Source organism: Streptomyces sp. Y2F8-2, assembly GCF_014905555.1.
GTDB classification, from domain to species: Bacteria; Actinomycetota; Actinomycetes; order Streptomycetales; family Streptomycetaceae; genus Streptomyces; species Streptomyces cynarae.
Window position 1 is genome coordinate 464,721 of the sequence record NZ_BNGS01000004.1, and the last position, 26,094, is coordinate 490,814.

Annotated in this window: 29 protein-coding genes and 1 pseudogene; 10 read left to right on the forward strand and 20 right to left on the reverse strand. The window is 69.8% G+C overall.

Going from position 1 to position 26,094, the window contains the following annotated elements; genetic code table 11:
• Nucleotides 1-49: 49 nt before the first annotated feature.
• The 7 genes from SY2F82_RS16450 to SY2F82_RS38860 form a co-directional block, all read right to left on the reverse strand.
• Entirely contained in the window at nucleotides 50-2,302 is a 2,253-nt protein-coding gene (locus SY2F82_RS16450; RefSeq protein WP_200419822.1) for an FUSC family protein, read from the reverse strand.
• A 235-nt stretch (nucleotides 2,303-2,537) separates the two neighbouring features.
• Nucleotides 2,538-3,839, reverse strand: a complete 1,302-nt coding sequence (locus SY2F82_RS16455; protein ID WP_236041573.1) for a VWA domain-containing protein — start codon at nucleotides 3,837-3,839, stop codon at nucleotides 2,538-2,540.
• Nucleotides 3,840-3,910: 71 nt separating this feature from the next.
• Entirely contained in the window at nucleotides 3,911-4,768 is an 858-nt protein-coding gene (locus SY2F82_RS16460; protein WP_200420037.1) for a MoxR family ATPase, read from the reverse strand.
• A gap of 245 nt (nucleotides 4,769-5,013) precedes the next feature.
• Nucleotides 5,014-5,472 carry an SRPBCC family protein gene (locus SY2F82_RS16465; protein ID WP_200419824.1) on the reverse strand — a complete coding sequence of 153 codons (459 nt, stop codon included), beginning with the start codon at nucleotides 5,470-5,472 and terminating at the stop codon, nucleotides 5,014-5,016.
• Nucleotides 5,473-6,076: 604 nt separating this feature from the next.
• Nucleotides 6,077-6,289: a hypothetical protein gene (locus tag SY2F82_RS16470; protein ID WP_200419825.1), complete on the reverse strand. Its 213-nt coding sequence runs from the start codon at nucleotides 6,287-6,289 to the stop codon at nucleotides 6,077-6,079.
• 650 nt (nucleotides 6,290-6,939) lie between these two features.
• Nucleotides 6,940-7,110, reverse strand: a complete 171-nt coding sequence (locus SY2F82_RS38855; RefSeq protein WP_236041510.1) for a hypothetical protein — start codon at nucleotides 7,108-7,110, stop codon at nucleotides 6,940-6,942.
• A 10-nt stretch (nucleotides 7,111-7,120) separates the two neighbouring features.
• Nucleotides 7,121-7,522, reverse strand: coding sequence for a hypothetical protein (locus SY2F82_RS38860; RefSeq protein WP_236041512.1), 402 nt, complete (start codon nucleotides 7,520-7,522; stop codon nucleotides 7,121-7,123).
• A gap of 246 nt (nucleotides 7,523-7,768) precedes the next feature.
• On the opposite strand from SY2F82_RS38860, the gene SY2F82_RS16480 reads away from it, so the two are divergent.
• Nucleotides 7,769-8,332 (forward strand): dihydrofolate reductase family protein, encoded by a 564-nt coding sequence (locus SY2F82_RS16480; RefSeq protein WP_200419826.1) that lies wholly within the window; start codon nucleotides 7,769-7,771, stop codon nucleotides 8,330-8,332.
• Nucleotides 8,333-8,390: 58 nt separating this feature from the next.
• On the opposite strand, the gene SY2F82_RS16485 is transcribed toward SY2F82_RS16480, so the two are convergent.
• The 6 genes from SY2F82_RS16485 to SY2F82_RS16510 all read right to left on the reverse strand — a co-directional run bounded on the left by SY2F82_RS16485 (nucleotide 8,391) and on the right by SY2F82_RS16510 (nucleotide 11,962).
• Complete coding sequence (locus SY2F82_RS16485; protein WP_200419827.1) at nucleotides 8,391-8,867, reverse strand: hypothetical protein; 477 nt, start codon at nucleotides 8,865-8,867, stop codon at nucleotides 8,391-8,393.
• 45 nt (nucleotides 8,868-8,912) lie between these two features.
• The gene (locus SY2F82_RS16490) at nucleotides 8,913-9,725 is read right to left on the reverse strand and encodes a transposase (RefSeq protein WP_200419828.1); all 813 of its coding nucleotides are present in this window, start codon (nucleotides 9,723-9,725) and stop codon (nucleotides 8,913-8,915) included.
• Nucleotides 9,634-10,320: an ISL3 family transposase gene (locus tag SY2F82_RS16495; RefSeq protein ID WP_200419829.1), complete on the reverse strand. Its 687-nt coding sequence runs from the start codon at nucleotides 10,318-10,320 to the stop codon at nucleotides 9,634-9,636. The genes SY2F82_RS16490 and SY2F82_RS16495 overlap by 92 nt, the downstream gene beginning before the upstream one ends.
• A gap of 6 nt (nucleotides 10,321-10,326) precedes the next feature.
• The gene (locus SY2F82_RS16500) at nucleotides 10,327-10,509 is read right to left on the reverse strand and encodes a hypothetical protein (RefSeq protein ID WP_200419830.1); all 183 of its coding nucleotides are present in this window, start codon (nucleotides 10,507-10,509) and stop codon (nucleotides 10,327-10,329) included.
• A gap of 282 nt (nucleotides 10,510-10,791) precedes the next feature.
• Nucleotides 10,792-11,151 carry a nuclear transport factor 2 family protein gene (locus SY2F82_RS16505; protein WP_200419831.1) on the reverse strand — a complete coding sequence of 120 codons (360 nt, stop codon included), beginning with the start codon at nucleotides 11,149-11,151 and terminating at the stop codon, nucleotides 10,792-10,794.
• Between the two features lie 25 nt (nucleotides 11,152-11,176).
• On the reverse strand, nucleotides 11,177-11,962 hold the full coding sequence (locus SY2F82_RS16510) for an SDR family oxidoreductase (RefSeq protein ID WP_200419832.1): 786 nt from the start codon (nucleotides 11,960-11,962) through the stop codon (nucleotides 11,177-11,179).
• 99 nt (nucleotides 11,963-12,061) lie between these two features.
• On the opposite strand from SY2F82_RS16510, the gene SY2F82_RS16515 reads away from it, so the two are divergent.
• On the forward strand, nucleotides 12,062-12,580 hold the full coding sequence (locus SY2F82_RS16515; protein WP_200419833.1) for a helix-turn-helix domain-containing protein: 519 nt from the start codon (nucleotides 12,062-12,064) through the stop codon (nucleotides 12,578-12,580).
• A 252-nt stretch (nucleotides 12,581-12,832) separates the two neighbouring features.
• Nucleotides 12,833-12,952 (forward strand): annotated as a pseudogene (locus tag SY2F82_RS16520) (AraC family transcriptional regulator); the annotation flags it as partial.
• Nucleotides 12,953-13,093: 141 nt separating this feature from the next.
• On the opposite strand, the gene SY2F82_RS16525 reads toward SY2F82_RS16520, so the two are convergent.
• A complete protein-coding gene (locus SY2F82_RS16525) occupies nucleotides 13,094-13,723 on the reverse strand; it encodes a TnsA-like heteromeric transposase endonuclease subunit (protein WP_200419834.1) in 630 nt (209 codons plus the stop codon).
• Between the two features lie 206 nt (nucleotides 13,724-13,929).
• Nucleotides 13,930-14,133 (reverse strand): hypothetical protein, encoded by a 204-nt coding sequence (locus tag SY2F82_RS38865; RefSeq protein ID WP_236041574.1) that lies wholly within the window; start codon nucleotides 14,131-14,133, stop codon nucleotides 13,930-13,932.
• Between SY2F82_RS38865 and SY2F82_RS38870 the strand changes: the two genes are divergently transcribed.
• The gene (locus SY2F82_RS38870) at nucleotides 14,032-14,331 is read left to right on the forward strand and encodes a hypothetical protein (protein WP_236041583.1); all 300 of its coding nucleotides are present in this window, start codon (nucleotides 14,032-14,034) and stop codon (nucleotides 14,329-14,331) included. The genes SY2F82_RS38865 and SY2F82_RS38870 overlap by 102 nt on opposite strands.
• Before the next feature lie 569 nt (nucleotides 14,332-14,900).
• On the opposite strand, the gene SY2F82_RS16535 is transcribed toward SY2F82_RS38870, so the two are convergent.
• From SY2F82_RS16535 to SY2F82_RS16545, 3 genes are all read right to left on the reverse strand, one after another.
• Nucleotides 14,901-15,833, reverse strand: a complete 933-nt coding sequence (locus SY2F82_RS16535) for a hypothetical protein (protein ID WP_200419835.1) — start codon at nucleotides 15,831-15,833, stop codon at nucleotides 14,901-14,903.
• Complete coding sequence (locus tag SY2F82_RS16540) at nucleotides 15,830-16,186, reverse strand: PadR family transcriptional regulator (RefSeq protein ID WP_200419836.1); 357 nt, start codon at nucleotides 16,184-16,186, stop codon at nucleotides 15,830-15,832. Before SY2F82_RS16540 ends, SY2F82_RS16535 begins: the two co-directional genes overlap by 4 nt.
• A 240-nt stretch (nucleotides 16,187-16,426) precedes the next feature.
• Entirely contained in the window at nucleotides 16,427-17,350 is a 924-nt protein-coding gene (locus tag SY2F82_RS16545) for an alpha/beta hydrolase (protein WP_200419837.1), read from the reverse strand.
• 195 nt (nucleotides 17,351-17,545) lie between these two features.
• Here SY2F82_RS16545 and SY2F82_RS16550 point away from each other — a divergent pair, with 195 nt between their 5' ends.
• From SY2F82_RS16550 to SY2F82_RS16565, 4 genes are all read left to right on the forward strand, one after another.
• The gene (locus tag SY2F82_RS16550) at nucleotides 17,546-18,424 is read left to right on the forward strand and encodes a helix-turn-helix domain-containing protein (RefSeq protein WP_200419838.1); all 879 of its coding nucleotides are present in this window, start codon (nucleotides 17,546-17,548) and stop codon (nucleotides 18,422-18,424) included.
• Nucleotides 18,421-18,813: a DUF2255 family protein gene (locus SY2F82_RS16555; protein ID WP_200419839.1), complete on the forward strand. Its 393-nt coding sequence runs from the start codon at nucleotides 18,421-18,423 to the stop codon at nucleotides 18,811-18,813. Before SY2F82_RS16550 ends, SY2F82_RS16555 begins: the two co-directional genes overlap by 4 nt.
• Nucleotides 18,814-19,200: 387 nt before the next feature.
• Nucleotides 19,201-20,400 carry a hypothetical protein gene (locus SY2F82_RS16560; RefSeq protein WP_200419840.1) on the forward strand — a complete coding sequence of 400 codons (1,200 nt, stop codon included), beginning with the start codon at nucleotides 19,201-19,203 and terminating at the stop codon, nucleotides 20,398-20,400.
• An 11-nt stretch (nucleotides 20,401-20,411) separates the two neighbouring features.
• The gene (locus SY2F82_RS16565; protein ID WP_200419841.1) at nucleotides 20,412-21,002 is read left to right on the forward strand and encodes a hemerythrin domain-containing protein; all 591 of its coding nucleotides are present in this window, start codon (nucleotides 20,412-20,414) and stop codon (nucleotides 21,000-21,002) included.
• Nucleotides 21,003-21,396: 394 nt separating this feature from the next.
• On the opposite strand, the gene SY2F82_RS16570 is transcribed toward SY2F82_RS16565, so the two are convergent.
• A complete protein-coding gene (locus tag SY2F82_RS16570) occupies nucleotides 21,397-22,566 on the reverse strand; it encodes a glutamate--cysteine ligase (RefSeq protein WP_236041513.1) in 1,170 nt (389 codons plus the stop codon).
• Nucleotides 22,567-22,924: 358 nt separating this feature from the next.
• Between SY2F82_RS16570 and SY2F82_RS38875 the strand changes: the two genes are divergently transcribed.
• Nucleotides 22,925-23,230 carry a hypothetical protein gene (locus tag SY2F82_RS38875; protein ID WP_236041514.1) on the forward strand — a complete coding sequence of 102 codons (306 nt, stop codon included), beginning with the start codon at nucleotides 22,925-22,927 and terminating at the stop codon, nucleotides 23,228-23,230.
• Nucleotides 23,231-23,426: 196 nt separating this feature from the next.
• On the forward strand, nucleotides 23,427-25,142 hold the full coding sequence (locus SY2F82_RS16575) for a SpoIIE family protein phosphatase (protein WP_200419843.1): 1,716 nt from the start codon (nucleotides 23,427-23,429) through the stop codon (nucleotides 25,140-25,142).
• A 44-nt stretch (nucleotides 25,143-25,186) separates the two neighbouring features.
• On the opposite strand, the gene SY2F82_RS16580 is transcribed toward SY2F82_RS16575, so the two are convergent.
• Nucleotides 25,187-26,092 carry an NAD(P)H-binding protein gene (locus SY2F82_RS16580; RefSeq protein WP_200419844.1) on the reverse strand — a complete coding sequence of 302 codons (906 nt, stop codon included), beginning with the start codon at nucleotides 26,090-26,092 and terminating at the stop codon, nucleotides 25,187-25,189.
• Nucleotides 26,093-26,094 lie beyond the last annotated feature (2 nt).

The following is a 26,094-nucleotide window of genomic DNA, read 5'->3' on the forward strand; positions in this document are numbered from 1 at the left end:
GTCGGAAGCCGCCGCACCACCGGGGCGCCGTCCAGAAGGGCGCCGCCCGTCACGGCTTTCGGGCGGCCACCGGCACACTCAGCGGACGGGCCAGGCCGACCACCGCCTCGTCCAGGCGCTGCAGATGCCGCAGCACCCGGTCGGTGATCCGCCCGTACCGCGGTGTGCCGGCCGTGTCGGACTCCAGCAGGGAGGCGATGCTCGGCCCGGTCTCGACCTCGTCGGTGGCGTGCTGGTCCGCCACGTGCGCGCTGATCGCCGCGATGTTGTCCGTGATGCGGTCGCACGCCCGGCGCAGCCGCGGATCTGCCGCGATCGAGGGATGTGTGGCCAGGAGCTCGGCGGTCGCGGCCAGGGAGCGCGCGTGGTAGGCGCATGTCTCCAGGACCGCGACGACGTACCGGGCCGTGTTCCGCCGCGCCCGCAGAGGTGTGATCGGGTGCGTCAGCGGCTGCGTGGCCGCCCGCAGGTCGCCCAGCGCCTCGTCCAGGCCGCGCGCCTTGTCGAGCAGACCTGCCCCGGGACTGCCGCTGAGCTGGTCGACGGCGGCGTCGGTGACGTCGGCGAGCCGCTCCAGCACAGTGGCGAGCAGCTCGTTCGTGCGGCGGTCCGTGGCCACCGGAAGCACCATGGCCGCCGCGACGATCCCGCAGGCTGCGCCGAGCGCCGTCTCCTCCACGCGCAGTACCAGCACCGACAGGCTGTAGGTGTGCAGCAGCGTGTACAGCAGACCCAGCGCCGCGGTCACGAAGAACGACATCAGCGTGTACGACAGCGGGGCCGTGTAGAACATCGCGAAGACGCACAGCAGCACCAGCCCCAGCGCCGTCCACGTGTGGTGCCCCACCAGCCCCGCCAGGACGATGCCGGCCACGACGCCGAGGACGGTGCCCACCAGCCGACGGTAGCCCTTGACCAGGACCTCGCCCGTCGACGAGGTGTTCATGAAGACGATCCAGCAGGTCAGCACCGCCCAGTACCAGCGATGGCTGGAGAGGAACTCGCCACCGACGATGGCCAGGGCCGAGCCCACGGAAACCTGCACTGCGGCACGCGTGGTGGGCCGCCGCAGTCCCCTCGGCTCCTGCTGTGTCTCGCGTTCGCTCTCCAGGGCGCCCTCGATGGCGGCGTTCTCGGCGTCCAGCTCCTCCCTCGAGCGCGTCGTCGCGGGCGTGTCGTCGGACTCGTCCTGCGCTTCCTCCAGCGCGACCCTGAGCCCCAGCACCGCCCGCGCGGCTTCGCCGATGCCCCGGAAGACGTCCTGCACCGCTCTCGGCGCCGACGGCAGGTTCTCCTCGTCCCGGTAGCCGAGCAGCCGGTTGCGCAGATGGGCCACTCCCGTGCCGCCGCGCTGCCCGACGGAGCGCAGCAGGAGCAGGCGGAGCGCCTGTAGTTCGCGGCGGAGCGTGTCGATCGCCTCGTCCCGCACCGGCAGATGGCCGCCCGAGGGCAGGTGCGCGCCGGGCAGGTGCAGGGTGAGCGTGTCCGCCCGCTCGGCACTGCGGGCGTTCAGGAGCAGCAGCCCGAGCCGCTCGGCGGCGATCTCGGCGTCCGCGATCCGGCGCTGCAGCACCTGCGCCACGGCTTCGTCGGATGTCCCGTCGTCCAGCCGGCCCTGGATCATCATGGCCGTCTCGTGCAGCCGAGCGGTGCCCTCTCGAACCGCCTCCAGAGCCTTGTCCACGTCGTCGGGACCCGCGTCCAACAGCTCCAGCTGCGCCGACACGAGCTGGGCGAGACGCACGCGGAAGGCCTCGCGCAGTCGTTGCAGGATGCCCGCGGGCGTCTCGTACACGACCACGAACCGTACGAAGGCACTGCACGCGAACGCGAGGGTGATGACGCCGTACAGCCGCGGCAGCGCCGAGACCGTGGCGCCCACGAACAACGACAGGAAATACGTCTGGAAGCCGATCAGCCCCAGCGCGGTGCCCCGGTCGCCGAACCGGCGGCCGTAGACCGCGCAGAAGATCAGGAGGACGAAGAACACGTCCCCGGCCACGACGCGCGCATTCAGCAGCGCCCCCAGGGACACCGACACCAGGGCCACCGGAAGCCCCAGGGCGAGCGTGATCGCCTGTCGGCCGCGCTGCTTCTCACGGATGGCGAAGGTGGCCACCATGGCCGCGATCGCGCCGGCCACCAGATGCGGCAGGGGGGCGCGCAGCACGGCGAGCACGGCCAGGGTCAGAGCGATCGCACCCGCCGTCCGTGACCCGGCGGCGAGTCTGAGCAGCCCGGGATCCGACGCGGTGATGCGATCCCGCAACCGTGCTGCGACCGGCCGTCCCGCTGCCTTCACGCCGCCGTACTCTCCCCACTTCCCGGATGATCTGCTTCCCCAGCATGCCACCCGGTGGCACCTGACGCGGTTCCGGCCGCGGCCGGCGGCCGGTCCCCACGCTCACCGTCGTACCGTCGACCGCCGGTCCGCCTGCGTGGCCGTCCGGCGCTCTGCCGGCTAGGTCCGGAGTATTGACATAGACATGAGCTAGGCCGGCGCTAGGCCATTCCTCCCCACCCGGGCTGACGCCCGGTCAGACCGGCAGCAGCCGGGCGACGAGTGCGCTGAGCTGCCTCGCGTTGCGGCATTCGTACATCTCGATGACCTCGGCGTAGGCCGGTGCCGCCGAGTCACCCGTGCCCCACTGGGAGCGCGACTCGGGGTTCAGCCAGTAGACGCGCCGGGCTCGTTCGGCGATGTGCCGTACAGCCGGCAGATTCGGATCAGCCATATTGGTACGGGCATCGCCCAGGACGAACACAGTGGTGCGCGAGCCCACGGCGTCGCCGTACCGCTCGGTGAACTCGCCGAATGCGACTCCGTAGTCGCTGCTGCCGTGCCAGCCTGTCAGCGCCGCTTCCGAGCGGATCCGCGTGCCCAGAGCGCCGGGATCGGCCGCGCCGTGCACCAGCATCCTGGTCACCTCGTCGATCTGATTGACGAAGGCGAAGACCCGCACCTTGCTGAACTGGTCATGCAGCGCTTGCACCAGCAGCATCGTGAAGTCCGAGAACCCCGACACCGAACCCGAGACATCGCACAGCAGCACCAGCTCGGGCCGGACGGGACGACGCCGACGCAGCACGGGCCGTATCGGCACACCGCCCGTCGACAGCGACCCGCGCAGGGTGCGGCGCAGATCGATGGCGCCGCGGGCCGCGCGCCTGCGGCGCGCGGCGAGCCGGGTGGCCAGTTTGCGGGCGAGCGGCTGAACGACCCTGCGCAACTCGGCGAGTTGGTCCCGTCCGGCGGACAGGAAATCGACTCGGTCCGCCGTGGTGGCCACGGCCCGACGCGCGATCTCATCCCGGCCGCGCCGCTCGGCGACACGGCGCCGCGCCTCTGCGGCCACCTGTTCACGGAAGACTTGGATGCGCCTGCGGATCTCGTCCTCGAGCAGCCGGTCGGTGAACCCCGCCCCGGCTTCCTGAGCCCGGATGCCGTCGCGGACACGCGCCAGCAGCGTCTGCGGGCGGAGCCGCTCGAGCGTCTGGTACGACGACCAGCCGTCCGACTCCGGCGATGATCCGTACCCGCCGAAGCCGTCCACCGCCTCAACCGCCAACTGCGCCATCATTCCTCGATCGTCGGCGGCCAGTGCCTCCGCGAGCCGGTTCCGCAGTTCGTCCCGGTCCGCGGGAGCTTCGGTGGCGTGGACCCCGAACCCAACGCGAGCCGGGAAGTACACGTCGAAGACGGCATCGAACACCCGCCGCTGGCCCTCGGTGTGCAGCAGCGTGGCCGCCAGCCCCTCACGCAGCAACGCGCGGTCCGCGAGGCCCAGTACTTCCACCACCCGCGCGGCATCCAGGGTCTCGCCCGTGCCGATCCCCATGCCGTGCGAACGCAGTGCGCCGACCAGCCCCGTCAGCCGCTCGGCGACACCGGTCGCCGGTGCGGAGGCGTTCACACGGCATCCAGGTCGAGCTTCGAGGCCGCCTTCAGGACGTCCTCCTGATGCTTGAGGACCACGCCGAGGGTGTCGCGCACGACGGTCTCCTCGAGCGCGCCGGCGCCGAGGGCGAGCAGGGTGCGCGCCCAGTCGATCGTCTCGGCGACCGAGGGAACCTTGCGCAGGTCCATCTCCCGCAGCGCCCTGACCACCCGCACCAGGGACTCGGCCAGCGCCTCGTCGATGCCCGGAACCTTGAGCCGGACGATGCGATGCTCCAGCTCCGCGTCCGGAAAGCCGATGTGCAGGAAGAGGCAGCGGCGGCGCAGCGCCTCCGACAGCTCGCGGCTCGCGTTCGAGGTGAGGACCACGAAGGGGCGCCTGGCCGCAGTGATCGTGCCCAGTTCGGGGACGGTGACCTGGAAATCGCTGAGCACCTCCAGGAGCAGGCCCTCCACCTCGACGTCCGCCTTGTCCGTCTCGTCGATCAGCAGCACCTTCGGTTCGTCCCCGCGGATGGCGGTCAGCAGCGGACGCGCCAGCAGGAACTCCTCGCTGAAAATGTCCGTGCGCGTCTCGTCCCACGCTTCGTCACGGCCCGCGCTGATGCGCAGCAGCTGTTTGGCGTGGTTCCACTCATACAACGCCCGTGACTCGTCGATGCCTTCGTAGCACTGCAACCGCACCAGCCGTGCCCCGGCGACCTGTGCGACGGCCTTGGCGAGTTCGGTCTTGCCGACCCCGGCGGGACCCTCCACCAGCAGCGGCTTGCCGAGCCGGTCGGCGAGGAAGACCGTCGTGGCCACCGCGGGCGACGCCAGATACCCGGTCTCGGCGAGGCGCGCGGAGACCTCGTCGACGGATGCGAACAGCAACGGAGCCTCCAGCTTTACGCGGTACACGTCCGTCGCTATCTAAGCGCTTGCTCACTGGATTGTCACCCGTGACGGATGCATGCGTTGGCGACGGCCGTGCCCGTTGCCTGCGTTGCCGACGGCCGAGCCCGTCACGTACGACCTGCGAGGCCGGCGACCGGAAGCGGTTCGCAAAACGTGTCCTGCCCTTGCCGCCGGATCCACCTGTACGGAGCCCACCGGGGCGGCGGGCCGGGAGGCCGTCAGGCCGGCCGTGCCAGGCGGGCCGTCAGCACCCGGGCCCGGGCCTGCTGGACCGCTCCCGCCTGGGAGGCGGCGAAGCGCAGCAGGCCCGGGGGCGTCCGCAGATGCAGGGTGTCGGTGACGACGCTGCCGACCTCGTGGTGGTCGATGGCGAAGCGGTAGCTCATCCGGACCCGGCCGGGGCTGCGGACCTCGCCGGAGATCTCGGCGGAGCGGGGAAGACCGTCCGGGAGGGCGACGAGCGTGACGTCGATCATGTTGTCGTGCCGCAGGACGCCCAGGAACCGGAAGCGCTCCACGGCCGTGTAGTGGACGGTCCCGCCGCTGCGCCGCACGTCGCGGACGGCGACGAGGAGTGGTGACAGGCCGATGTAGTGCGACGGTTCGGCCAGGTGCGCGAAGACCTCCTCCGGCGGCGCGGCGATGTGGAACGTGTGTTCAAGCTCGGCGGACGGCACCTCGGATCCCCCTCGAACAGCGCGGTGGCACGGTGATCCTCCCATCGCCGGACGAGCGCGGCCGCGCCGGAGCGCAAGTCCCCGCCGACGGCAGGGCGGCCCGCTCCTTCTTCACTGTTGCTGCGCGAGCTTCAGTGTTGCTGCGCGAGCCATTCGTCGAAAGTGGTCGGTGCGATGCGGGCGCCCTCGCTCGGGGAGCAGCACGTGGTGACGGACGGCGGCCCGCTCCTCGGCGGCGAGCAGGTTGCGTGGTGGTGCCGAAGTACGCCACCGCCTCGTCCGGGTCGGCCGTCTCGGGGCTCGTGGTGTCGACGAGGGCCTCCACGCCTACGAGGGCGGCGTCGAGGCCCTCGCCGGTCGACAGGTCGACACCGGGTGAGCGGCTGATGCGCACGACGTCGTGTCCGGCCCGTTCCAGGGCGGCCGCGGTGTGGGCCCCGATGTTCCCGGTCGCACCGGCAACGGCGATTCGCATGGTCTGCACGGCGATTCCCTCCTTGCCCGCCTACGCGGCTCGGACCTGTGGAAACACCGGCCGATCCGGGCGTCCGCGGAGCCCTGGGCGGGACGGCCCGGGGTCGGTCGTCACCCGCTTCACTGCTGGTCATGGTCGCCGGTTTCGCCGCTGCCATGCGGCCTGGGGTGCGGTGCTGGTGTCCTCGTCCTCTCGGTCGGCGTGGGGCTGGCAGGTGGAGCACAGTTCGTGGCGGCCCCAGTAGGTGATCACACTGCCCCAGCCGTTGCACACTTCGCAGCCGAGGGCGGAAGCGGCGTCGGCGCGGGGGTTGGGATCGGGAGCTTTCGCTCCGTGGATCATGCGGCTCTCCTGGCGTCGAGGCTGGCGGCGGCTGGGCGTCTTCGCTAGTGCGATGCCCAGTTTAGACCGTTTATCGCCCGATTGTGTCCGTTTTCACAGTTTTTATGACCGCTTATGGTGCGGCAAGAAGGGCTGGTTCATGCGTGATCACGGTGGCACGGACCGTTACCAAGGCCTGCCGCTCAACGTGGAGCGTGAAGCAAACAGGTGATCGCCGCTCGTGATGTGCGTTGGCCGGTGGTTGGCCGGTGATTTTCGGGCGACGTTGCTGCTGCGTACGGCCCTCGTCGACATGCACGGTCCGGTACTCGACCGCATCCTGAGAACGGCCCGGTCAAGGTCCAGGAACCGGCCGAACCGGAGGGTCTGTGATCCTGCTCGTCTTGCTCCTGCCCACCCTGTTGATCATCCTCCTCGTGCGGGCGGCTCCGTATCTCATGGCCCGGCAGGGCCGGGACGTTCTGCATGATGCTCGGCGCCGGATGCGGTGCTGGCTTCCGCGCCGGCCACCGCGTTGAGGCCGCACCGGTTGCTGTCGCTGCCGACGAGGCGCGGTGGGCACCGCAACGGCTGTCGAGTGGCCGGTCGGCTTCTTCGCGGCCGGGACCCGCGGACCGCGGCGCGGGAGGTGAGCGCCGCGGTCCTTGGCTTCATGGAAGGAACTTCACCTCTGGGAAGGCCGCGCTCGGGCCGTCGAGCAGATGCCGCCCGCGGTGCCGCAGGTGCCGGTCGAAGAACGCGAGCGGGTAGGCCTGTTGGATCCGTACCGCTCGGGCCGGGTCGAGGGTGCCGATCCAGTCCTGGATCTGCTGGTCGGTCATGCCGAGGATCTCACCCGCTTGCGGGATCAGCGTCGCGTTGTCGCCAACCGCGAAGGTGCGTCCAGAACTCGGCGACGTCCGGCATGGCGGCCCGGGTGAACACGGCGGTCATCATCATGAACGGCCGGTCCAGGTCGGCGGTGATGGTCGGCTGCATCGGGCCGTCGATGCTGAGCCCGGCGCGGACGCGCCGGTCGGTGAGCATGGTGAGCGCGGTGGCTGTGCCGCCCTTCGACCAGCCGAACGCGCCGATGCACTGCGGGTCGAGGGCGCCGAGCAGGCCCTGGGGCAGTGGCCTGCCGTTGACGTCGGGGTTGCGCCCGGCGGCGAGCCCCTCCACGCAGTCGAGCAGGAACCGGAGGTCCGCGGCGAAGTCCCTCGGGTACATCGGGAAGTCGTCCGGGGTGACCACCCGGCCTGTAGGGTCTCGCCGCCGATGACATGTCGATCTTCTGTGACCTGCTGGTTCTCTGTTGTCTCACCGCGATGTCACCCAAGATCAGTCTCAGATCGATGCCATTTCCTCGGCGGAACGATGAGTCTGCGGCTGAGCCACCGAGCACGAAGACTACATGCGAGCTCAGATCGCGCTCACCGATGAGTTTCCCGCGCCGCGCCGGTCTGTACGCGTGAGGCCGACTCACGGAAGGCTGGCGCCATGCGGAAATTGATCTACGGCATGAACCTGACCCTGGACGGCTACATCGCCGCGCCCGGCGACGACATCGGCTGGAGCGTGCCGAGCGACGAGCTGTTCCAGTTTTGGTCCGACCAGTTGCAGGCAACCGACCTGTCGCTGTACGGGCGCAAGCTGTGGCAGACGATGAGCTCCTACTGGCCGACCGGCGACCAGCAGCCCAACGCCACCCCAGCGGAGATCGAGTTCGCGCGCCGCTGGCGGGACATGTCGAAGGTTGTGTTCTCCTCGACGATCGACAAGGTCGACTGGAACACCCGCCTGGTCACCGGCGACGCGGTCGCCGAGATCACCCGGCTCAAGGCCGAGGACGGCGGCCCGATGGACATCGGCGGCGCGACGCTCGCCGGGGCGGTCATGCGGGCCGGGCTGATTGACGAGTACGTGCTGGCCACCGCGCCGGTCCTGGCGGGCGGGGGCACGCCGTTCTTCACCGCGCTGGACAGCTGGGTGAACCTGAACCTGGTGGAGACGCGGACGTTTCCCTGCGGCGTGATCCTGACCAGGTACGAGACGAGGCGCTGAGCGCCCGTCCGTGATGGGGATCTTTGAATCTGGCTCTGACCACAGTTCCGTGAACCGTTCAGAAGGACCGGAAGATCCCCTCGGGATCATCGTGAGCCCATGCCGCAAACTCCTCGAAGCCCAGGTTCCCAATGCTGAGGTTCGCGTGGACCTCGTGGAGTCTTGCGGGTAGGACGCGGAAATCTCTACCGAACTCGGTCAGTTGTTCGTAGTCCTCTTCGTCCAGGCATTCCTCCCGCGTCAGCGTGGTGACCGCCAGCAGCGGGTGGCTCTTGGCCTGCATGGTCGTACGGTCGGCAAGAAAGACGACGGCCAGGCTGTCGTCGCCGCGGACCGCCGTCAGCACCTCGTCAACGGTCGCCCCTGACCAGTCCGGATCATTGATGAAGTGGACGTCTGCCTCGTACTGCCTGTCTCCCCAGGGCTCCATCAGCGCGGCCGCCACGTCCTGCCACGCCTGGTCGTCGAGGTAGTCGGTTCTGACGACCAGGGCATCGAACTCATCACGGCCGGTGACGGCGGGCAACGCTCTCATGGATCCTTCTCCTCGGTGACGATCGGTGAGCCGTGCCCGACTGTCTCATGGGCCGTTTCCGAGGATGCGGGTCCGGAGGAGTTCGAATGAGGCTCGGCCGTACATAGCCCTCTTGAGTGTTTTCACCCTGTTTACATGCCCTTCGACGACCCCAGAGCTCCAGGGCAGGGTGAGTCCGGCGGTGACGGCGTCGAGGTCCTGGCGGAGGAAGCCGGCGAAGCCCTTCATGGGCTTCGGTGCGTCCTGTTCGGCCTGCCGGATCCACTCCTGCAGCAGGTATCCGCGCTGGTGGCGGACAAGGTCGGCGAACGTCCGGGCGAGATCGCAGGCCCGAGTGATGTCCGGGCAGGCGAGCCGGACTTGAAGGAGTCGCTCGTCCTGGCTCTCGGTGAGCGTCTCCCGAGGCCGCATGATCCACGAGGTGATCTTGCGAGGGCTCGGGATGTCGGCCCGGATTGGTTCGGCGGTGCCTGCGCGGAGGGCGGCGAGGTGTTTGCGGACCACCTGTCGGCTGCCGCGGTAGCCGCGCGCCTGGATCTCCAAGAACAGTCGGGTGCTGCTGACCTGGCCCTGCGCCTCGGTGAAGCGGGCATTGAGGTATGCCTTGAACGGCTCCAGGACGCCGTTAGGGCGGCGCTCCCGGGCGGAGGCCAGCAGCTCGTCGAGGTCGGTGTCGCGGAAGCGGCGCACGGTCTTGCGGTCGAGGTTCAGACGGCGGGCGATGGCGCTGATCGTCCAGCGTTTCTCCAGCAGGCCGTGAATGTCTTCATAGCGGTGGCGGGTGTGTTCGATGATCTGGGTGCGGGGCAGTTCCGCGGGCGGTAACAGCATCGGGGCCACCGCCGGCACCTCGGTCACCGTCTCCTCCTCGGCACGTGCGCAGGCAGTCGCGGTGCTGGTGACAGGTCTTCTCCACCGCGGCCGACAGGTTCTGCAGCAAATGCCAGCGATCAGCGACTTCGAGGGCATTGGGGGCGGCTTCCTTGACCGCCTTGGTGTAGGCCGTGGCCTGGTCCCGGCAGATGATCTCGGCTCCGGGATGCTCGGTGAGCCACGCCGCGAACGTCTCGGACGTGCGGTCGGGTAGCACGTCCACGACCCGGCCGGCCTCGACGTCGACCAGCACGGTGCCGTAGGTGCAGCCCTTGCGGAAGGCGAACTCGTCCACCCCCAGCACCCGCGGAGCACGGTCCGGCACTGCCGGTGCCGTCAGCAGCCTGAGCAGCCGTGTCCGGCCCGCGGTCAGCCGCAGTCGGCGGCACAGCCGTGCGGCGGGGCGGCCGCCGAGCTCGATCGCGATCGACCGCAGCCAGCCCGCCAGCCCGATACTGGAACGGCGGTAGCGCGTGGACAGACCCGGTACCTGCTCGACGAAGGTCGTGCGGGAGCAGCTCCTGCGGTCGCAGAAGTATCGGCGCACCTGCAGCCGGATGATGACCCGACGCGACCCCAAAGGCCGTTAATCCAGGGTGCGTTGATACCTGCTGTGTACGCGGCGGGCCTGCTTGCGGCAGGTCGGGCACCGGCCTGGGCGGGCCGTCGACACCGCCTCCACGACCAGGATGCCGGAGGAATCGCCCACCCCCTCCACCCGCACATCGATCCCGAGAAACAGCACATCCTCAACCGTCTTGCTCGCCACGGCAGGAAGTACGCTGCCGAAACGATCCCGCGTTCCGGCTGCTGACCTGGGGATTCACGGACCTACAGACAGAGCCTTGAATCTCCTCACCCTGTGCTGAGGATGGCCCCGGAGTTGCTCGCCTTGATTCCTCAGGCGTGCGAGTGCTGATCTGCGGGTGGATGCCGAACTTGAGGGCTCGTTCTTGGTCGGGTGGCTGGGTGGGCACGGGGGCTGGGACGGGGCGGTCTGGGGTGGGTGGGGTCTCTCTTGCGGGCGGGAACAGGTGGTGTGGGAGCGGGTTCAGGGTTCGATGGCGAGGTGTTCGATGAGGTCGTCTCGCAGCGTGAACCGGTAGTGGAGATCGATGGTGCCGCCGGGGAAGTTGCCTTCGAGGTGGTGGGTGGCGATGTAGTGGGCCGTGTCGGTCTGCTGGGCGTTCGTGAGGTGGATGGTGTAGGTGAATTCGGTGGCGGATCGGTCCAGCCACCACTCGATCGCGGCGCTTCGCTGGTAGGTGTTGCCGTCGTCGATCACTGTGGCGTCGTCGGTGAACGTCGTGAGCGCGGTGGCGGTGTCGTGGACGCGGTGCGCTGTGAGGTAGCGGGTGATCACCGCGGGCAGGGCGTCCGGGGTGATGGTCCGGGGCTGGTTGTCGTGCATGACGTTCCTGATGGTGGTGGCGGGTTCAGACGGTGGGGGTGGTGCCGCCGTCGATGACGTGTTCGGCGCCGACGATGGCCGAGGCGCGGTCGGAGACGAGGAAGGCGACGAGTTCGGCGACCTCCTCGGGCCGGTTGGGACGGCCGAGCGGGATGCCTCCCAGGGAGTCCATGAGCCGGCCCAGCGCCGCTTCCTGGCTGATGCCGGCGTCGTGAGCGATCCGGGTGACGAGGTTGTCGGCGGCCGAGGTCTGGATGAAGCCGGGCGAGACGGTGTTGACGCGGACGCCGTGCGGGGCGACCTGGTTGGCCAGGCCCTTGCTGTAGGTGGTCAGGGCGGCCTTGGCTGCGGCGTAGGCCAGGGTGCCGTTCCACAGCGGCATGCGGCGCTGGATCGAGGTGACGTGCACGACCGCGCCCTTGCCCGTGGCGATCATGTGCGGGAGGAGTGCGCGGTCCAGGCGGACGGCGGCCAGCAGGTTCGTGTTCAGCTCCCTTGCCCAGTCGTCCTCGCTGAGCGCGGCGAATCCTCCTGCTGGTGCCTCGGAGCCGCCGAGGGTGTTGACCAGGATGTCGACGCCTCCCATGCGGGCGTCCACCTCGGAGGCGACGTGGGCGGCGCCCTGGGCGGTGGACAGGTCGGCGGTGATGAACGTCTTCTCCTCGACGTCGTCGGGGCGGCTGCGGGCGGTGACCAGCACGGTCGCGCCGGCCTCGGCGAGCCGTCGGGCGATCGCGGCTCCGGTGCCCTTGGTGCCGCCGGTGACCAGAGCGCGTCGGCCTTCGAGGGATTCGCTGATGGATGTGGTCACGTTGTGCTCCGTTCCCGGGCGCGGGTATGCGGGGCGCCGCCCCCGTCCTGACTGCTAAAATAGAACCTAATAACTTCGACTTTAGCAGTAACTGAGGGGATGGTCGCCGTGGCAAGCCGGATCAGGCTGGAGGACCGGGAGTGCCCGCTGTCCACGACGGTGGAACACGTCGGCGAGTGGTGGACGCTGCTGATCCTCCACGACGCCTTCGACGGCTACACCCGTTTCGACCAGTTCCAGGAGAGCCTGGGCATCTCCTCCAGTATGCTCACCACCCGGCTGAAGACCCTGGTCGCCGACGGTCTGCTGGAGCGCCGGCCCTACCAGACCAGCCCCGTCCGGCACGAGTACGTCCTGACCGAACTCGGGCGCTCCCTGCGCCCGGTGATCGTCGCCCTGGCCGCGTGGGGCAATGCCCGCCTCACGCCGACGGAGCGCAGCATGATCCTCGTCGACGCGCACACCGGCGAGGAAGTCGAGCCCGTCGTCGTCGATGCCAAAACCGGCCGCCGACTCGACGACAGCGCCGCCTACGTCTTCACCGCGGGCCCCGCAGCCAGCGACGCGATGCGCACCCGCTACGCGGCACGGCCGACCATTCCCGCGGAAGAGGCGTAAGACCGCCCGGAAGAGCCTCGTACAGCCTTGAGCAGGGCCGCGAGCACGGGCTGCACCTGACCAGCCTCGCGGCACCGGCTTGTCGCCGGCGTGATACCTGCCAACCCTCCCCGGTCGTTGAGAACTGGATCAAGTACGGCGGGGAGCAATACCGGTCGTTTCCAAGAATCCCCGTCATCCGGGAGTCACGGGCCATATGCTCCGCGGGTGACACCGGAGGAGCTGGCTCGATTGCGCCGCGCACGCGACCTCATGGACCGCGAGTACGCCGAACCGCTCGACGTGCCCGCGACGGTGCGGGCCGCCCTGATGTCGCCCTCGCACTTCGCCCGCCAGTTCCCCGCCGCGTACGGCGAGACGCCCTACAGCTACAGAGACAGGCGCAGCACCCGCCCCCGGCCGTCCTTCAGGACCACTTCGTTGCCCGCCGTGGTCGGGACCATCTCCACCACCTCGACGGTTTCCCCGTCATAGCGGAAACGCGTACCGACTTCGACCCGGGCCCCGCCCTGCTCATGACGCCGTCCGCAACACTCGTGAAGTGTTGAGCGGTTGGTCGAGATCAGTGAAGAGGCGGCCTGTCCAGAGCAGGTGGTGGACCGCAGGCCGCACGTGGAGCTCCGGACGGCCAGGCAAACGGCGCGGGGCCTGCCCCAACGGGACTCCATCGAGGCCAGCGCCGAGGAGCTCGTCCAGAAGGTCGGGGCTGAACAGCCAGTCCCTGCGATAGCCGGCCAGGAAACGGATGTTCTCCAGCCGTGCCGTCGGCGGCTCGCTCCACACCTCGTACTGCCATCCCCGCGACTCCACCACCCGTCGAGTCCAGTCGAAGGTGAAGGCCACCTCGGGCTTGGACAACCGGTGCAGCGGCTTGACGTCCACGACTACCGGCACCTGGTCGGTGATCAACAGATAGTCCGGGATGTGCTTGCGGGGCTTCCCATCCACTTCGGCTTTCAGCAGGAAGGGCTGGGCCACGATGCGGCGTACGGAGGGATCAAAATCCGCGAAGAGCAGCCTCGCCAATTCCAGGCGCGACTCGTAGATCACGTGGTCGCGTACCGTCGCAGACCAGTAAACGCCGGAGTAGTGCTTCTGGCCCTTGTACCAGCGGAAAGTCCGCCACGGCGTAGCCGCCTCCAAGTCCCCGACGGGAACCGTAGGCCAAACCCAGTCTTCGACGCACTCACCGATTCGACGACGAAAACTCACGGTCACAGCCACGTCCATCACGCGCCCGCAGCCCACAGGCAAGAGCCCGTGAAGCCAAGGTGTCAGCGGTGCTTCCCTCGACGGGCCGGACCAGAATCCCCGCCACCCGAAAGGGTGAAAGCTCCGACCAGGGAGTCTCACAACATCGGCATAAGTGCCACCGTTGTGCCATCACGGCTGGGACTGTGCCACGAAATCTGAGACCCTACACGGCCGTCGGGGAACTCGGTGAACGCGTCGTGGGTGTGGTCGACGGTGACCACGGCGTAGCCGTGGCCGGCGAGTTCCTGGACCATGATGGTGTGATCGCCGCGGTGGCTGCCCGAGCCGTGCGAGTACACGATGACGGGCAGGCGGTGGCCCGTGGGGTGTACGGGCGCGCCCACGTGCCCGGCGGTGAGCGGGCCGAGGGCGGGGTCAAGGGGGAAGCCGGTGTCCGCCAGGAGCGCCTGCAACGCCCCTCGGCCATCCAGGGGGCGCGCGGCAGGTCCTCGGCCTTGCGTGCCGGGTACCAGACGCTCGCCATCAACTCGCGGTGACGTCCCGGGCCGGCCACGGGATCCGGACGTGAGGTGTCGACGAGGTGGAGCGGCACCGTGCCCACCGGGTACGGCCCGGTGGGCAGAGGCAGCGTGAGTTGCGCCGGGCCGGAGGCGGTCGGAGCCGCCCATGCGCGGGATGCGGCGCCGAGCGGCACGGCAGCCCCGATCCCGGCGATCAGCGCTGCCCCGAGCATGCGACGGCGCGTCGTTGGTTCCGGGCCGGTGGACGCCGTGACGGTCATGGATCCTGCTGAGTCTGGGCTTCTTGGACGGAGCCGGGCTCGCGGCGGGCCCGCGCCGCCGACGCGGCGTGTGGCATCGTCATGGCCCCGGCGTTGGTGCGGCTGCGGCTGGTTGCGCGTTGCGGCCGACAGGCGGGGCGGGCGACCGCGTACCGGCTTGCTTGCGTTGGTGCGGTCGCAGGGGTGACCGCAGGGGAGTTGCCGCGCCACCGGCGCGGACAGCGTCGAGAAGACCCGGAAGAAGACCCGCACAAGACGTGGCTGCCAGCAGCCCCGGCAGAAGTTCTGGTCCGGTGCGGGCCTTCGACCGGGCCCCGGATCCCGCTATGTCGCGCTCGGCGGGGTTACCTGGGCGCGGCGCCTGCGCGCGTGCAGGAGGGAGACCGCGCCGCTGAGCACAACCACGAGCAGAGCGCCCACGCCCGCGGGGGAAAGCGGATACAGCAGCGGCACCGTCATCTGCAGCGCGATGGGAAGCAGGGCCACCGCCAGACCCGCGGCAGGCAACCGATCCCGCCTGACGAAGAGCAGAGCGACCGCGAAGACCCCAGCCCAGAGCGTATGGGTGATCAGAGGACCCCCCGTCAGGGGGTAGTAGACGCTGACGAGCAGTGCCACCCACAGCACGACGGCCAGAGTCGTGGCGCCCGCGATCGCGGCCCGCTGCGGCTGCGATGAGCCGAGCAGGTCCCTGGGCGCGGCGAGGACGACGGCGCCGGTCAGCAGCGGCACGATCAGGTTCAGCGCAGCTTCCGCGTAGGTGTCGTGGAAGAGGTGGGCGAGCAGGAGCAGGGGAAGGTCGGCCAGCCGCAGCAGCGTCGCCGGCACGACCAGTGCCCGGGCCGCACTCCAGCGCCCGGTCCAGACAGCCGCGAGCGCCGCCAGCCAGAACAGCGGCATGACTCCCTGGTTGGCGAGGAGGAGCACCCCCGGGAGCGAGGACGAGGGCAGGCCCCCGATACCTGGGGTGAAGAGCCACAGCAGGTTGGCCACGCTGCCACCCGTGGTGACGGCGACAGTCAGCGGGGCCGCCTGTGCCAGGACGTGACCGGCCGTCCGGTCGGAGCCCAGGCCGGTGCGCTGCCGCAGACCGTGACCGGCGACGTCGAGCGCCTCGCGCAGCCGGCCGAGTGAGCCTGCGTTCTTCGTGGCTTCGGCGTAGATCGCGGTCAGCTCGGCCTCGTGCTCGGCGCGGTAGGCGGCCGGGTGGAAACGCAGTGCCCAGCAGAGAGCGCGCGACGGGTGCCGGTCCGTCATGCCAGGGCTCCCTTCGGGCGGATGGCAGGGGCTCGGCGGGCGGCCATCCGGCGCTCTGCCTCGGCGACGACGGCGCGCAGTCGCTCCGTCTCGGCGGCCAGCACGCAGCGGCCGGGCTCCGCCAGGGCGTAGACCTTGCGGGCCCGGCCGTCGACGACCTCCTCGCGCTCGACCCGGATCAGGCCCTGCTGGAGCAGCCGGTCCAGCGCGCCGTAGAGGGTGCCCGTGCGCATCCGCACGCGGCCCTGGGAGATCGCGTCGATCTCCTGGATCAGTCCGTAACCGTGCCTGGGCTCGTCGGCCAGGGCGGTGAGCAGGAGCAGCGTGGGCTCTTGAAGCGGTCGGTCACTCATGTCGCCTATATATATCGGCGACCGGCATATGTTGTCGAGTGGCACATCGTGGTTTTGCAGCTCGAAAGCCCGAGCTGCTGTCTGGGGGGTGGTGGGGGATCGACTGGGTCATCATCGGCGGCGAGAGCGCCTCCGCTCACCGGCCGGTGGGATGGACTCGGCCGGGGTTCGCGACATTCGCTCACGGAGAGGGCGCGCAGATCACACGCCCTCGAGGCCCTTCCCCGTCGCTGAGTGTCATCAGCCGGTGGTGAGGTGAGTGGTGAAGAAGTCGGTGAGCTTGTCGACGGCGGGGTCGACGTACTGCTTCTTGTCGTAGAGGTCGACGTGGCTGGCGCCCTTGATCCAGTGGATCTCCTTGGGGCCGGTGGCACGCCGGTGGGCCTCGACGGCCATCCAGGCGGTGACGGCGCGTTCGCCGATGATCTGCAGGATCGGGCGGGGGCCGATCAGCGGGACGGAGAAGAAGGCGTCGTGCATGGCCATCCTGTCGACGCTCTCCCAGGCGAGGGTCTTCGCGGAGCGCTCGTGCCGGCCGCGCGGGGTGCAGTAGTACTCGAAGCCTTCGGCGCCGTGCTCGCCGCCCAGCGCGCGGGCCTGCTCGGCGGTTTCCGGGAACATGGTCAGCGCGCCGGGGTCCTCGCCGCGTGCGGCGGCGCTGCGGGCCGCCGCGGCGCCGTCCAGCAGGGTCTGGAAGACGGCCGGGTCCTGGGTGCCGTCGGCGCCGAGGCGGAACTGGCGGGCGGGCTCGGCGGTGGACACGGTGGCCACGGCCTTGACGCGGTGGTCACCGCCGGTGGCGGCCAGCGAATAGCTGCCGGAGGCGCAGATGCCCAGCAGGCCGATCCGGTCGGCGTCGACCTCGTCGAGGGTGGTGAGGTAGGAGACGGCGGCCTTGAAGTCCTCCACCCGCTGTGCGGGGTCCTCGAGGCCTCGCGGCAGACCGCCGGACTCGCCCTGGTAGGCGGCGTCGAAGGCGAGGGCGACGAAACCGCGCTCGGCCATCCGCTGTGCGTACGTGCCGGAGGTCTGTTCCTTCACGCTGGTGCCGGGGTGACCGACCACGAGTGCCGGCCGCGGACCCGACGCCGGCCTGTCGGGGGTGTAGAGGTGTCCGGCGAGCGGGATGCCGGCACTGTCGAAGCTGACGGTGGTCCTGGCCATGAGGCAATCTCCTTGAGACGGTGATGACGTGTCGTGGGGCACCCGCGCAGCGGGCCCGGGGCCCACACCCTGCCGGGCACACACCCACGTTCCGTCAGCCTCCACACGAGCGGGAGAGCCAGGTTTCTGCCTGGGAAAGAACTTGCCCCCTCACACATGTGCCGTGGTGGTCGCGGAGCACGGACACTTGGGAGCATGACTTCAGACTCCGACTCCCGGGCGCTGGGAGCCTTCCTCAAGGCCCGCCGGGCCCAGCTCACACCGCGGGAGTGCGGCCTCACCGAGACGGACTCCGCCCGCAAAGTCGCCGGACTGCGCCGCGAGGAGGTCGCCCGGCTCGCCGCCATCAGCGTGGACTACTACACACGACTGGAACAGGGCCGCGTCCGGGCATCCGTACCCGTGCTCACCACCCTGGCCCGTGCCCTGCGCCTCGACGACGACCAGCAGAGCTATCTGTACGAACTCGCCGGCCGAAGCGACGCCCGCCCACGCCGCCGCCGGCCCGCCCAACGCCTGCGTCCCGCCATGCGACGTCTGCTCGACCAGCTCACCGAAACCCCCGCGCTCGTCCTTGGCAAACGCCTGGACGTCCTGGCCTGGAACCCGGCCGCCGTAGCCCTCTACACCGACTTCGCCGCCGTCCCGGCCCACCGGCGCAACTACATGCGACTGCTGTTCACGAACCCGGTGGTCCGGCAGATGCACCAGGACTGGGCCCACGACGCCCGGGAAGCCGTCGCCGCGCTGCGCATGGAGGCCGCGGCCGACGCCGATGATCCCGACCTCGCCCAGTTGGTCGGCGAACTGTCCCTCCAGGACCCCGACTTCCGCACCTGGTGGGCCGAACACCGCGTCAACAGCGCCAGTTACGGCACCAAGCACTACCGCCACCACCTGGTGGGCGAACTCACCCTCGACTGCGACACCTGGACCAGTCCCGACGGCTCAGGACAGCGGCTGATGATTTTGACCGCCGAACCCGGCAGCCCCTCCCACGACGCCCTGCGCATCCTCACCTCATGGACCACCCGGCAACCGAGCACCGACCGGACGGAAGACCTGACGCGATGACGAACTGGACACCCGAAGATCTCGCCCTTCTCACCGGGTCCGAGTCCCTCGTCCTGACCGTCGGGGACGACGCTCGCCCCGGCGTGGAGATCGGTATGGTCCTGGTCCGCGGCGAGCTGTACGTCCGCGCCTACCGAGGGGTCCGGTCCCGCTGGTACCAGGCGGCGCAGAAGCACAGCCACGGACAGATCCGGGTGGGGGCCGTCACCCGCGACGTCCTCCTGGAAACCGGGGACACCGGGCCCGCCCACGAGATGGACGCCGCCTACCGGAGCAAGTACGGACAGGCGGCCGGCGCCCTCGTCGCGAGCCCCGCGGCACAGGCCGCGACGATACGGATCGACCCGACGCCCTCTGCCCGGCGAGACTGCTCGCCCAGCCGCCGGTAGTCGCGCGGAGCGGAAGCGGATCTCGGCGAACTCCGGGTGCGTTGGGATCAGGGCCCTCCGCGGCGTGAAGACGTCTCACGGAGCCGGGCGTCAAGGTGCCTCCGCAAGAAGGGGAAGTCGAGGATGACATCAGCGTCCGGGTGCCGAGGGAAAGCCATGTCGCCAACCGGGTCCTCCCCGCGTCTCGGCGGGAGGACCCGGCCGAAGGTCACGCACGCCGACCCGGTCGTCCCCGTTGTGCCGGCTGAGCCAACAGAGGGAACCATGCGGCTCCCTGACGCGAGCCACGGCCGGAACATATCGGCTCTGGACAGACTCGGTGTGCTGCCCGCCCGTCGCGGGGCTCCGCCCGCGCACGCACTCCTCCCTCCCCTGGAGGCGCCCCTCATGCCCTTCAATCCGCTCGAGCAGCGGGGCATCCCGCTGGACCGTCAGCTGCGCGACTGGCGTGAGCTGAACGTGCAGCCGATCGACCCCGACCACTGCGACCCGTACACCCGGTGCCGGATCATCACCATGAACGGCATCGAGGTCGAGGCCATCTTCTTCAGCCACCAGCTGGCCCGCAACACGATCGACCCCGAGGTGAAGCGGCAGCTCGCGCGCACCCGCTATATCGAGGCTCAGCAGCAGAAGGCCGTGAACTGGCTGCTGCCCGGTGTGTCGTCGGTGCTGGAGACGACAATCGCCTATGAGCAGGTGGCGGTGGATCTGACGGCGTGGGTGGCGCGGATGGAGCCGGACCCGTACCTGAAGCAGGCGTACCAGTTCGGTGTGCTGGAGGACTTCGACCATCTGTACCGGTACGCGAACCTGTACGAGATGATCGAGCACCGCAAGGCGGAGTCGATCGTCGACAACCTGACCGAGGTCATGCCGGGCCGCCCCACCAAGTTCCACCACCGCGACCCGGTCGACAACGTGCGCGATGCCTATGACAAGGACACCACCGACCCGCTGTCGAAACTGCACGCTCTGACGATCATGTCGGCGGAGCAACAGACGATGAATTTCTACATGAACACCGGCCCCACCTACATGGAGCCGATCGCCCGGCAGCTCTACCAGGAGATCGGGATGATCGAGGAGGAACACGTCACGCATTACGAGTCCCTCGTCGACCCGGGTGAGACGTGGTGGGAGCAGTTGGTCAACCACGAGTACAACGAGTGCTACCTGTATTACTCCTTCATGGAGCAGGAGAGCGATCCCAAGGTCAAGGCGATCTGGGAGCTGCACCTCAACATGGAGCTGGAGCACCTGCACGCCGCCTGCGACCTGATGCGCCGACACGACGGCCGCGAGCCGCAGGAGGTACTGGCGTCCGAACTGCCGAACGTGCTCACCTTCGAGCCGAACAAGCAGTACCTGCGCGAGCTGCTGGACACGCAGATGGACCTGACCACGCTGGGCGCGGGCTACGTGCGCGAGGCCCACGAGCGGTTCGAACGGATGCAGGAACAGATCCATGGCGGCGAGGAGCCCCCGAGCGAGCGGGTCATGGCGGAGCACGACGAGATGTTCGGCCGCGAGTACCGCGTGCAGTCCGAGGGCGAGCATCCCGACCCCGCCCTGCGTGAGAAGTGAGGCTGCCCCACATGTCCGACCTCCCCACTCCGCAGGCCGGCGACGACCAGGCCAAGGATGCCGACGTCATCGCCCTGTTCCTGCGCCAGCACGGCGACATCCGCAACCTCTTCGACGAGGTCGAACAGAGTGCAGGCGAGGAACGCCGCGACGCCTTCCGGCGCCTGGTGCGACTGCTCGCCGTGCACGAGACCGCTGAGGAGGAGGTCATCCATCCCTTCGCCCGGCGGGCTCTGTCCGGCGGCGACCAGGTCGTGGACGAACGCCTCGCCGAGGAACGAGCCGCCAAGCAGACCCTCGCGGACCTCGACACCATGGACACCGACGACCCGGAGTTCCTGCCCCGGCTGAGGGCACTGCGCGCGGACGTGCAGGAGCACGCCCGCGCCGAGGAACGCTACGAGTTCACCCACATGCGCCGCACCGCCGACGCCACCACCCTCGCTGCCATGGCCAACGTCATCAAGGTCGCCGAGGCCGTGGCTCCGACCCGGCCGCATCCAGGAGCCGAGTCCGCCGTGGCCAATGTGGCCCTCGGACCGGTCGCGGCTCTCATGGACCGCACCAAAGACGCAGTGCGCAAAGCCATGGGCAAGGACTGAGACCCCCTACCTATGTGGATTCCTCGGAGTCGCCGCCCTGTTCGGTGTCTGCCTCGGCGCGCCGCTCGGCGCCCGTCTCCAGGTAGCCGGGGTCGTCGGCGGCGATGCGTCCCACGAAGAGTTCGTCGGGTGCGGTTCCTGTCGTGCTGTTCTGGTCCGCTGCCTCCTCCTGCGGCCTGCCGCCCGTGTCCTCTCGCCTGCCTGAATGGACCTCTGCCGTACCGGCAGGCGCGGAGGGCCCGGTCGAGATGCCCCCAAGGTGTTCGCGGACCCACGACCACATGGACATCGTGCCTCCCGATCAGGTACCCAGCTGGAGGAACGCGACGGGACCGGCATGCCGCGCTGGTGGGGACTGCCGTGGTCCCGGGCTCGGGGCTGGTGCTTTCGGTGTTCATCGGTCCGCCGCCCATGCCTCCGGGGACCGGGCTGGGGCGGCCGGTGCCGTATGCCGGGGCCGGTGCGGGCGCCGTGGGCCGACCGCACCGCGGGTCTCTGCGACCATGAGGTCGATGCTGGCGAGCAGGTCCTCGGCCTCGGCCGCCCGCCGCAGCCGGTGCGCGGCGCTGCCGGTGGCCAGGATCTCCGCCAGGAGTTCCTGCACGACTGCCCAGTCACCGGACGCTTCCAGCGCCGGGCGCAACCGGACCAGCATGCGCTGGAGGGCCGTGTGGGCCGGGACGGCGCGGCGGGTCACCGGGTCGACCAGGGTTCCCTCGAGGCCGGAGCGGGCGGCCCGCCAGCTTGCGGCGCGCAGCCACTCGTGGTGGCCGTCGCAGGCCCGGCCGCCCTCGCGGGCCGACCGGTCGCAGGCATCCTGAACCAGCGCCCTGAAGATCCCGCTGATCAGCACGACCGTGTCCACACGGGGGCAGGCGTCGCAGATCCGCAGCTCCAGCGTCTGCTGGTGTGCGGAGGGGCGAACGTCGTAGTAGACCATTCCGGCATCGCTGATGACCCCCGAGCGGATCAGGTCCGCGATCGAGGCGTCGTACGCGGCGGCGTCCGGATAGCAGCCGGCCGGGCCTGCGGTGGGCCAGCGCTGCCACAGCATGGTCCGCCAGCTCGCGTAACCGGTGTCCGTGCCGAGCCAGAACGGTGAGCTGGCCGAGAGCGCGAGCAACGGTGGCAGCCACGGCGAGACCAGGCACATGGCGCGTACGGCGGTGTCCCGGTCCGGTACGTCGACGTGCACCTGCGCGCTGCAGATGAGCTGCTCGTCGGCGACTCTGCGGTACTCCTGCGCCATGCGCCGGTAACGGGGGTCGGCGGTGACGTCTCCCGAGGTGATCCGGGCCAGGGGGACCGTACCGGCGGCCACCACCGCGAGGCCCAAAGAGGAGGCCGCCGCGTCCAGGCGGCGCCGGGCTCCGGTCAGGTCCTTGTACAGGTCGTCCAGCGTGCGGTGCACCCGGCTGTTGCTCTCCACCATCGATCGATGGAGTTCGGTGGTGAAGCCCGGCCGGCCCAGCCGCTCGAGTATGTCCCGGGCGTGCGGCACCAGTCGGCCGCTCTCCACGTTGACCACGTGGAATTCTTCCTCTGCCCCGATGCGCAATGCCACGGCTCTTCCCTTGCCCTGAGGCTTGTCCATCGCCGCTGTTCCGATTCCTGTGGGTCGTGTGGCTTCTGGACACTGTTCAAGTGCCCCGTTGTCGCTTCCGCAAGCCTCCTGACTGCTCTCTCGTGCCATGGAGTGCTCGAATGAGCACCCCGGGCTCCCGGTGGAGGGGGCGCGCGGGGGAGACGTCCGGAAGTGGAGGAGTGGGGACAGGCGGTATCCATCGCTGGCGCCCCGGGACGCGCTCTGAGGAGGCGCGTCAAAGGGGTCTTCAGGGGCATTTTATGCCGTTCTGTACGGTCATCTATCGATTCCGCCGCTTCGAGGGTATGGCGTCCGTTGAGAGGGGCACTCGTGCCGGATGGCAAGGGCACGGCGTCACCGGGTGGCGGCTTCCGACCGCTGGTGGGACGAGGACGACGGCCGCTGGCTGCCCGGAGGCGAGGTGCACGCTTGGGAGCCCGGAGCCAACCAGACGGTATGCGGCCGTTCCCTCCACCGGTCGCGACTCGCCTCCTTCCACGGCGTCGACTGGCGCGACATCCTCCCGGAGACAGGAGGCGCCGCGGACGCCGTCCGCCGGGTCTGTCCCCGCTGTGCCTCCGTAGCGGGACGGCGTGACGTCGACGCCGGTCGGGGCTGGCGGCGCACGAACCCCCGGCCGTGAGACCAGCGGGTCTCGTCCGCGCCGCGACAATGACCGGCCGCTATGCGGCAGGGGGTCGTGGCACTCGAAGGCTGTGGTGATGCGGCTGGTTCACCTGAAGAGGGGGTATTGGGGAGAGGAAGGCAGGACGAGGCAGCACACCGCTGCGGACGGCCGCGGACGAGTGGCGCGCCCGTCGAGGACCAAGGAGGCACACGTGGCGGGGCCTGAGGTGACCGAGAGCGTCGATGACCGGAGCCTGCGGGGTGCCGACTCGGCGACGGGCCGGGCGCTGGCCGCCATCGGCACCGGGGCGTACCTGGTGGACGACAAGGGCTGCATCATCGCGGTCAACGCTCGAGCCGAGCAGTTGCTGGGCCGGCCCGCCGAGGACCTTCTGGGCCGTGACGCGCACGATCTGCTGCACAGGGACGCCCATGGCCAGCCGCTGGCGACCAGCCGGTGCCCTATGCGGCAGTCCTTCCACGCCGGGCGCACCGCCCAGGCCGAAGGGGACTGGTTCGCGCGAGGAGACGGCTCCCTGCTGCCGGTCTCGTGGTTGATCACGCAGTACGACCTCGGCGACGACGAGGCCGGCACGCTCGTTCTCTTTCACCCCGCCCACGGCCTGGCAGAAACCGGTTCGCGGCCGGAGCAGGCCGCCGCGCCGCTGTCGGAGCTCGAACGGCTGGCCCTGCTGGCGGAGACCACCACGCAGCTGACGTCCACCCTCGATGTCGACGAGGCGCTGCGCCGGCTCATGGCGCTGGTCGTGCCACGGCTGGCGGACTGGGTGGTCATCGATCTGATCACGGAGCGCGACGAGGTGTGGCGCACCGCCGTGGTCCACGCTGAAGGCGACACTCTGGTGCACCGCGAGGACCTTCAAGGACCGATGCCGCCGGTGCCGGCGGAATCCCCTATGCCGCTGTCCCGAGCCCTGCGCGGGGCCGCCTCCACCGTGGCCGGCCCGCAGACCTACCAACGGCCACCCGACTCCGGTATAGCGCTCGAACAGCGCCGCCTGTTCGAGGCCACCGGCATCCGCTCCGCGGCCATCGCCCCGATCCGCAGTACCCGAGAGGTCCTGGGCGCCCTGACACTGGGGCGCGCCGACCGGGCAGGGGACTTCACCACGGCGGACCTCCCGCTGATCGAGGACATCGCGCGCCGCGCCGCGGTCGCCCTGGACAACGCCCGCCTCTACCAGCGTCAGCGCAAGGTCGCCGAGACCATGCAGAACCACCTGCTGCCCCAGCTGCCGCGCGTGCCCGGGTTGCAGATGGTCGCCCGCTACATGCCCGCACCCGACGCCTCACAGGTCGGCGGTGACTGGTACGACGCCTTCTGCCTGTCCGACCGCTCCACCGCCCTGGCCGTCGGGGACGTCGTCGGCCACGACCTGGAGGCGGCGGCCGGCATGGCCCAGGTGCGCAACATGCTCCGCGCCTACGCCTGGTCCCAGAAGGAACCTCCCAGCCGGATCGTCGACCGGCTCGACGAGGCGGTCATGCACATCGCCGATGTGACCATGGCCACCATGATCTTCGCCCGGGTCGAACAGGCGGAAGACGGCCACTGGGAAGTCTCCTGGACCAACGCCGGCCACCCGCCGCCCCTGCTGATCAGCCAAGACGGACTGGCCCACTACCTCACCGACGGCCACGGCATTCTCCTCGGCACCGGAGCCGGCAGACCCCGCCCCGACGCCACCGCGCCGCTGCCGCCCGGATCCACCCTTCTGCTGTACACCGACGGCCTCATCGAAGCACCCGGCCACTCCCTCGACGAGGGCCTGAACCGACTGCGCCAGCACGCAGCCGCCCTCGCCCACCGCCCCCTCGCCTCCTTCACCGACCAGCTCCTGCACCGGGTCCGCCCCGCCGAGAACGACGACGACGTCGCCGTCCTCGCCCTGCGAACTCCCACCTGAACGCACGCACTGGGACGCAGCCGGCAGGCGACGGTCGGTGGGGTTCAGCCCAGGTAGAAGTCCTTGCGTTCGGCCACGAACGCCTCGATGGTCTGCGCGGGTACGCCCGTCACGCGTTCGACGTCGTCGGACGCGCGGTCGTAGCGGTTCTCGCGGTGCAGCCGGGCCATGGTGGCGATGTGCTCTTGGGTGTGCGCCGGCAGGCCCACCTTGGCGAGCACTTCCGTACGCCACTGCTCCAGCGGCACGTCCACATACGACACCGGACGCCCCAGCGCGCGTGAGTACTCGTCGGCCATCTCGTTCATGTCGACCGTGCGTGGCCCCGTCAGCTCGTAGACCTGCCCTATGTGCGGGGCCGGCTCATGGAGCACCGTGGAGACCACTCGGGCGACGTCCCGCACGGCGACCGGTGATGTGCGCCCGGTCCCGAACGGCAGCTCGATCGTTCCGTTCTTCCGGATCGACTGCGCAGGCAGCGCGGTGAACAGCGGATTGTCCAGGAACGACGTCGGCCGGATGTGCACCACCGGCAGGCCCGACCAGTTCAGGACCTGTTCCGCCAGCCAGTGCAGCCGCTGCTGGCGTGACTCGGCGGTGCTGGTGGCGGTCATCTGGGACACCGTCATTTGCGACATGTCCACCAAGGCGTCCAGTTCTCCGTGCTCGCGTGCCACGCTGGCCACCACGGTCGTTGCCAGCAGGTGGTCCGGCGAAACGGGCATGGCGAAGTACATGCGCCGGACGCCGGCCAGCGCGGGCGCGACGGTCTCAGGCCGGGTCAGATCGCCGATGACCACTTCCGCGCCGAGCGCACGCAGCTCGACAGCACGATCGTCCTCGCGGCGAAGCATGACGCGCACCGGCACGTCCAGCGTGCGCAGCTCTTCGAGGACCGTTCGGCCGACACCACCGGCGTTGGCGATGAGCACAAGGTCGCTGGCAAGCATGG

What these genes read in the sequence shown, in the direction of transcription:
- SY2F82_RS16540 (WP_200419836.1), bottom strand. Translation starts at nt 16,186, where the DNA reads ATGAGTGACCGACCGCTTCAAGAGCCCACGCTGCTCCTGCTCACCGCC.
- SY2F82_RS16535 (WP_200419835.1), bottom strand. Translation starts at nt 15,833, where the DNA reads ATGACGGACCGGCACCCGTCGCGCGCTCTCTGCTGGGCACTGCGTTTC.
- SY2F82_RS38875 (WP_236041514.1), top strand. Translation starts at nt 22,925, where the DNA reads ATGGCAAGGGCACGGCGTCACCGGGTGGCGGCTTCCGACCGCTGGTGG.
- SY2F82_RS16580 (WP_200419844.1), bottom strand. Translation starts at nt 26,092, where the DNA reads ATGCTTGCCAGCGACCTTGTGCTCATCGCCAACGCCGGTGGTGTCGGC.
- SY2F82_RS16555 (WP_200419839.1), top strand. Translation starts at nt 18,421, where the DNA reads ATGACGAACTGGACACCCGAAGATCTCGCCCTTCTCACCGGGTCCGAG.
- SY2F82_RS16470 (WP_200419825.1), bottom strand. Translation starts at nt 6,289, where the DNA reads ATGATCCACGGAGCGAAAGCTCCCGATCCCAACCCCCGCGCCGACGCC.
- SY2F82_RS16515 (WP_200419833.1), top strand. Translation starts at nt 12,062, where the DNA reads ATGGTCGCCGTGGCAAGCCGGATCAGGCTGGAGGACCGGGAGTGCCCG.
- SY2F82_RS16560 (WP_200419840.1), top strand. Translation starts at nt 19,201, where the DNA reads ATGCCCTTCAATCCGCTCGAGCAGCGGGGCATCCCGCTGGACCGTCAG.
- SY2F82_RS16565 (WP_200419841.1), top strand. Translation starts at nt 20,412, where the DNA reads ATGTCCGACCTCCCCACTCCGCAGGCCGGCGACGACCAGGCCAAGGAT.
- SY2F82_RS16455 (WP_236041573.1), bottom strand. Translation starts at nt 3,839, where the DNA reads ATGGGGATCGGCACGGGCGAGACCCTGGATGCCGCGCGGGTGGTGGAA.
- SY2F82_RS16485 (WP_200419827.1), bottom strand. Translation starts at nt 8,867, where the DNA reads ATGAGAGCGTTGCCCGCCGTCACCGGCCGTGATGAGTTCGATGCCCTG.
- SY2F82_RS16505 (WP_200419831.1), bottom strand. Translation starts at nt 11,151, where the DNA reads ATGCACGACAACCAGCCCCGGACCATCACCCCGGACGCCCTGCCCGCG.
- SY2F82_RS16545 (WP_200419837.1), bottom strand. Translation starts at nt 17,350, where the DNA reads ATGGCCAGGACCACCGTCAGCTTCGACAGTGCCGGCATCCCGCTCGCC.
- SY2F82_RS38855 (WP_236041510.1), bottom strand. Translation starts at nt 7,110, where the DNA reads ATGACCGACCAGCAGATCCAGGACTGGATCGGCACCCTCGACCCGGCC.
- SY2F82_RS16480 (WP_200419826.1), top strand. Translation starts at nt 7,769, where the DNA reads ATGCGGAAATTGATCTACGGCATGAACCTGACCCTGGACGGCTACATC.
- SY2F82_RS16550 (WP_200419838.1), top strand. Translation starts at nt 17,546, where the DNA reads ATGACTTCAGACTCCGACTCCCGGGCGCTGGGAGCCTTCCTCAAGGCC.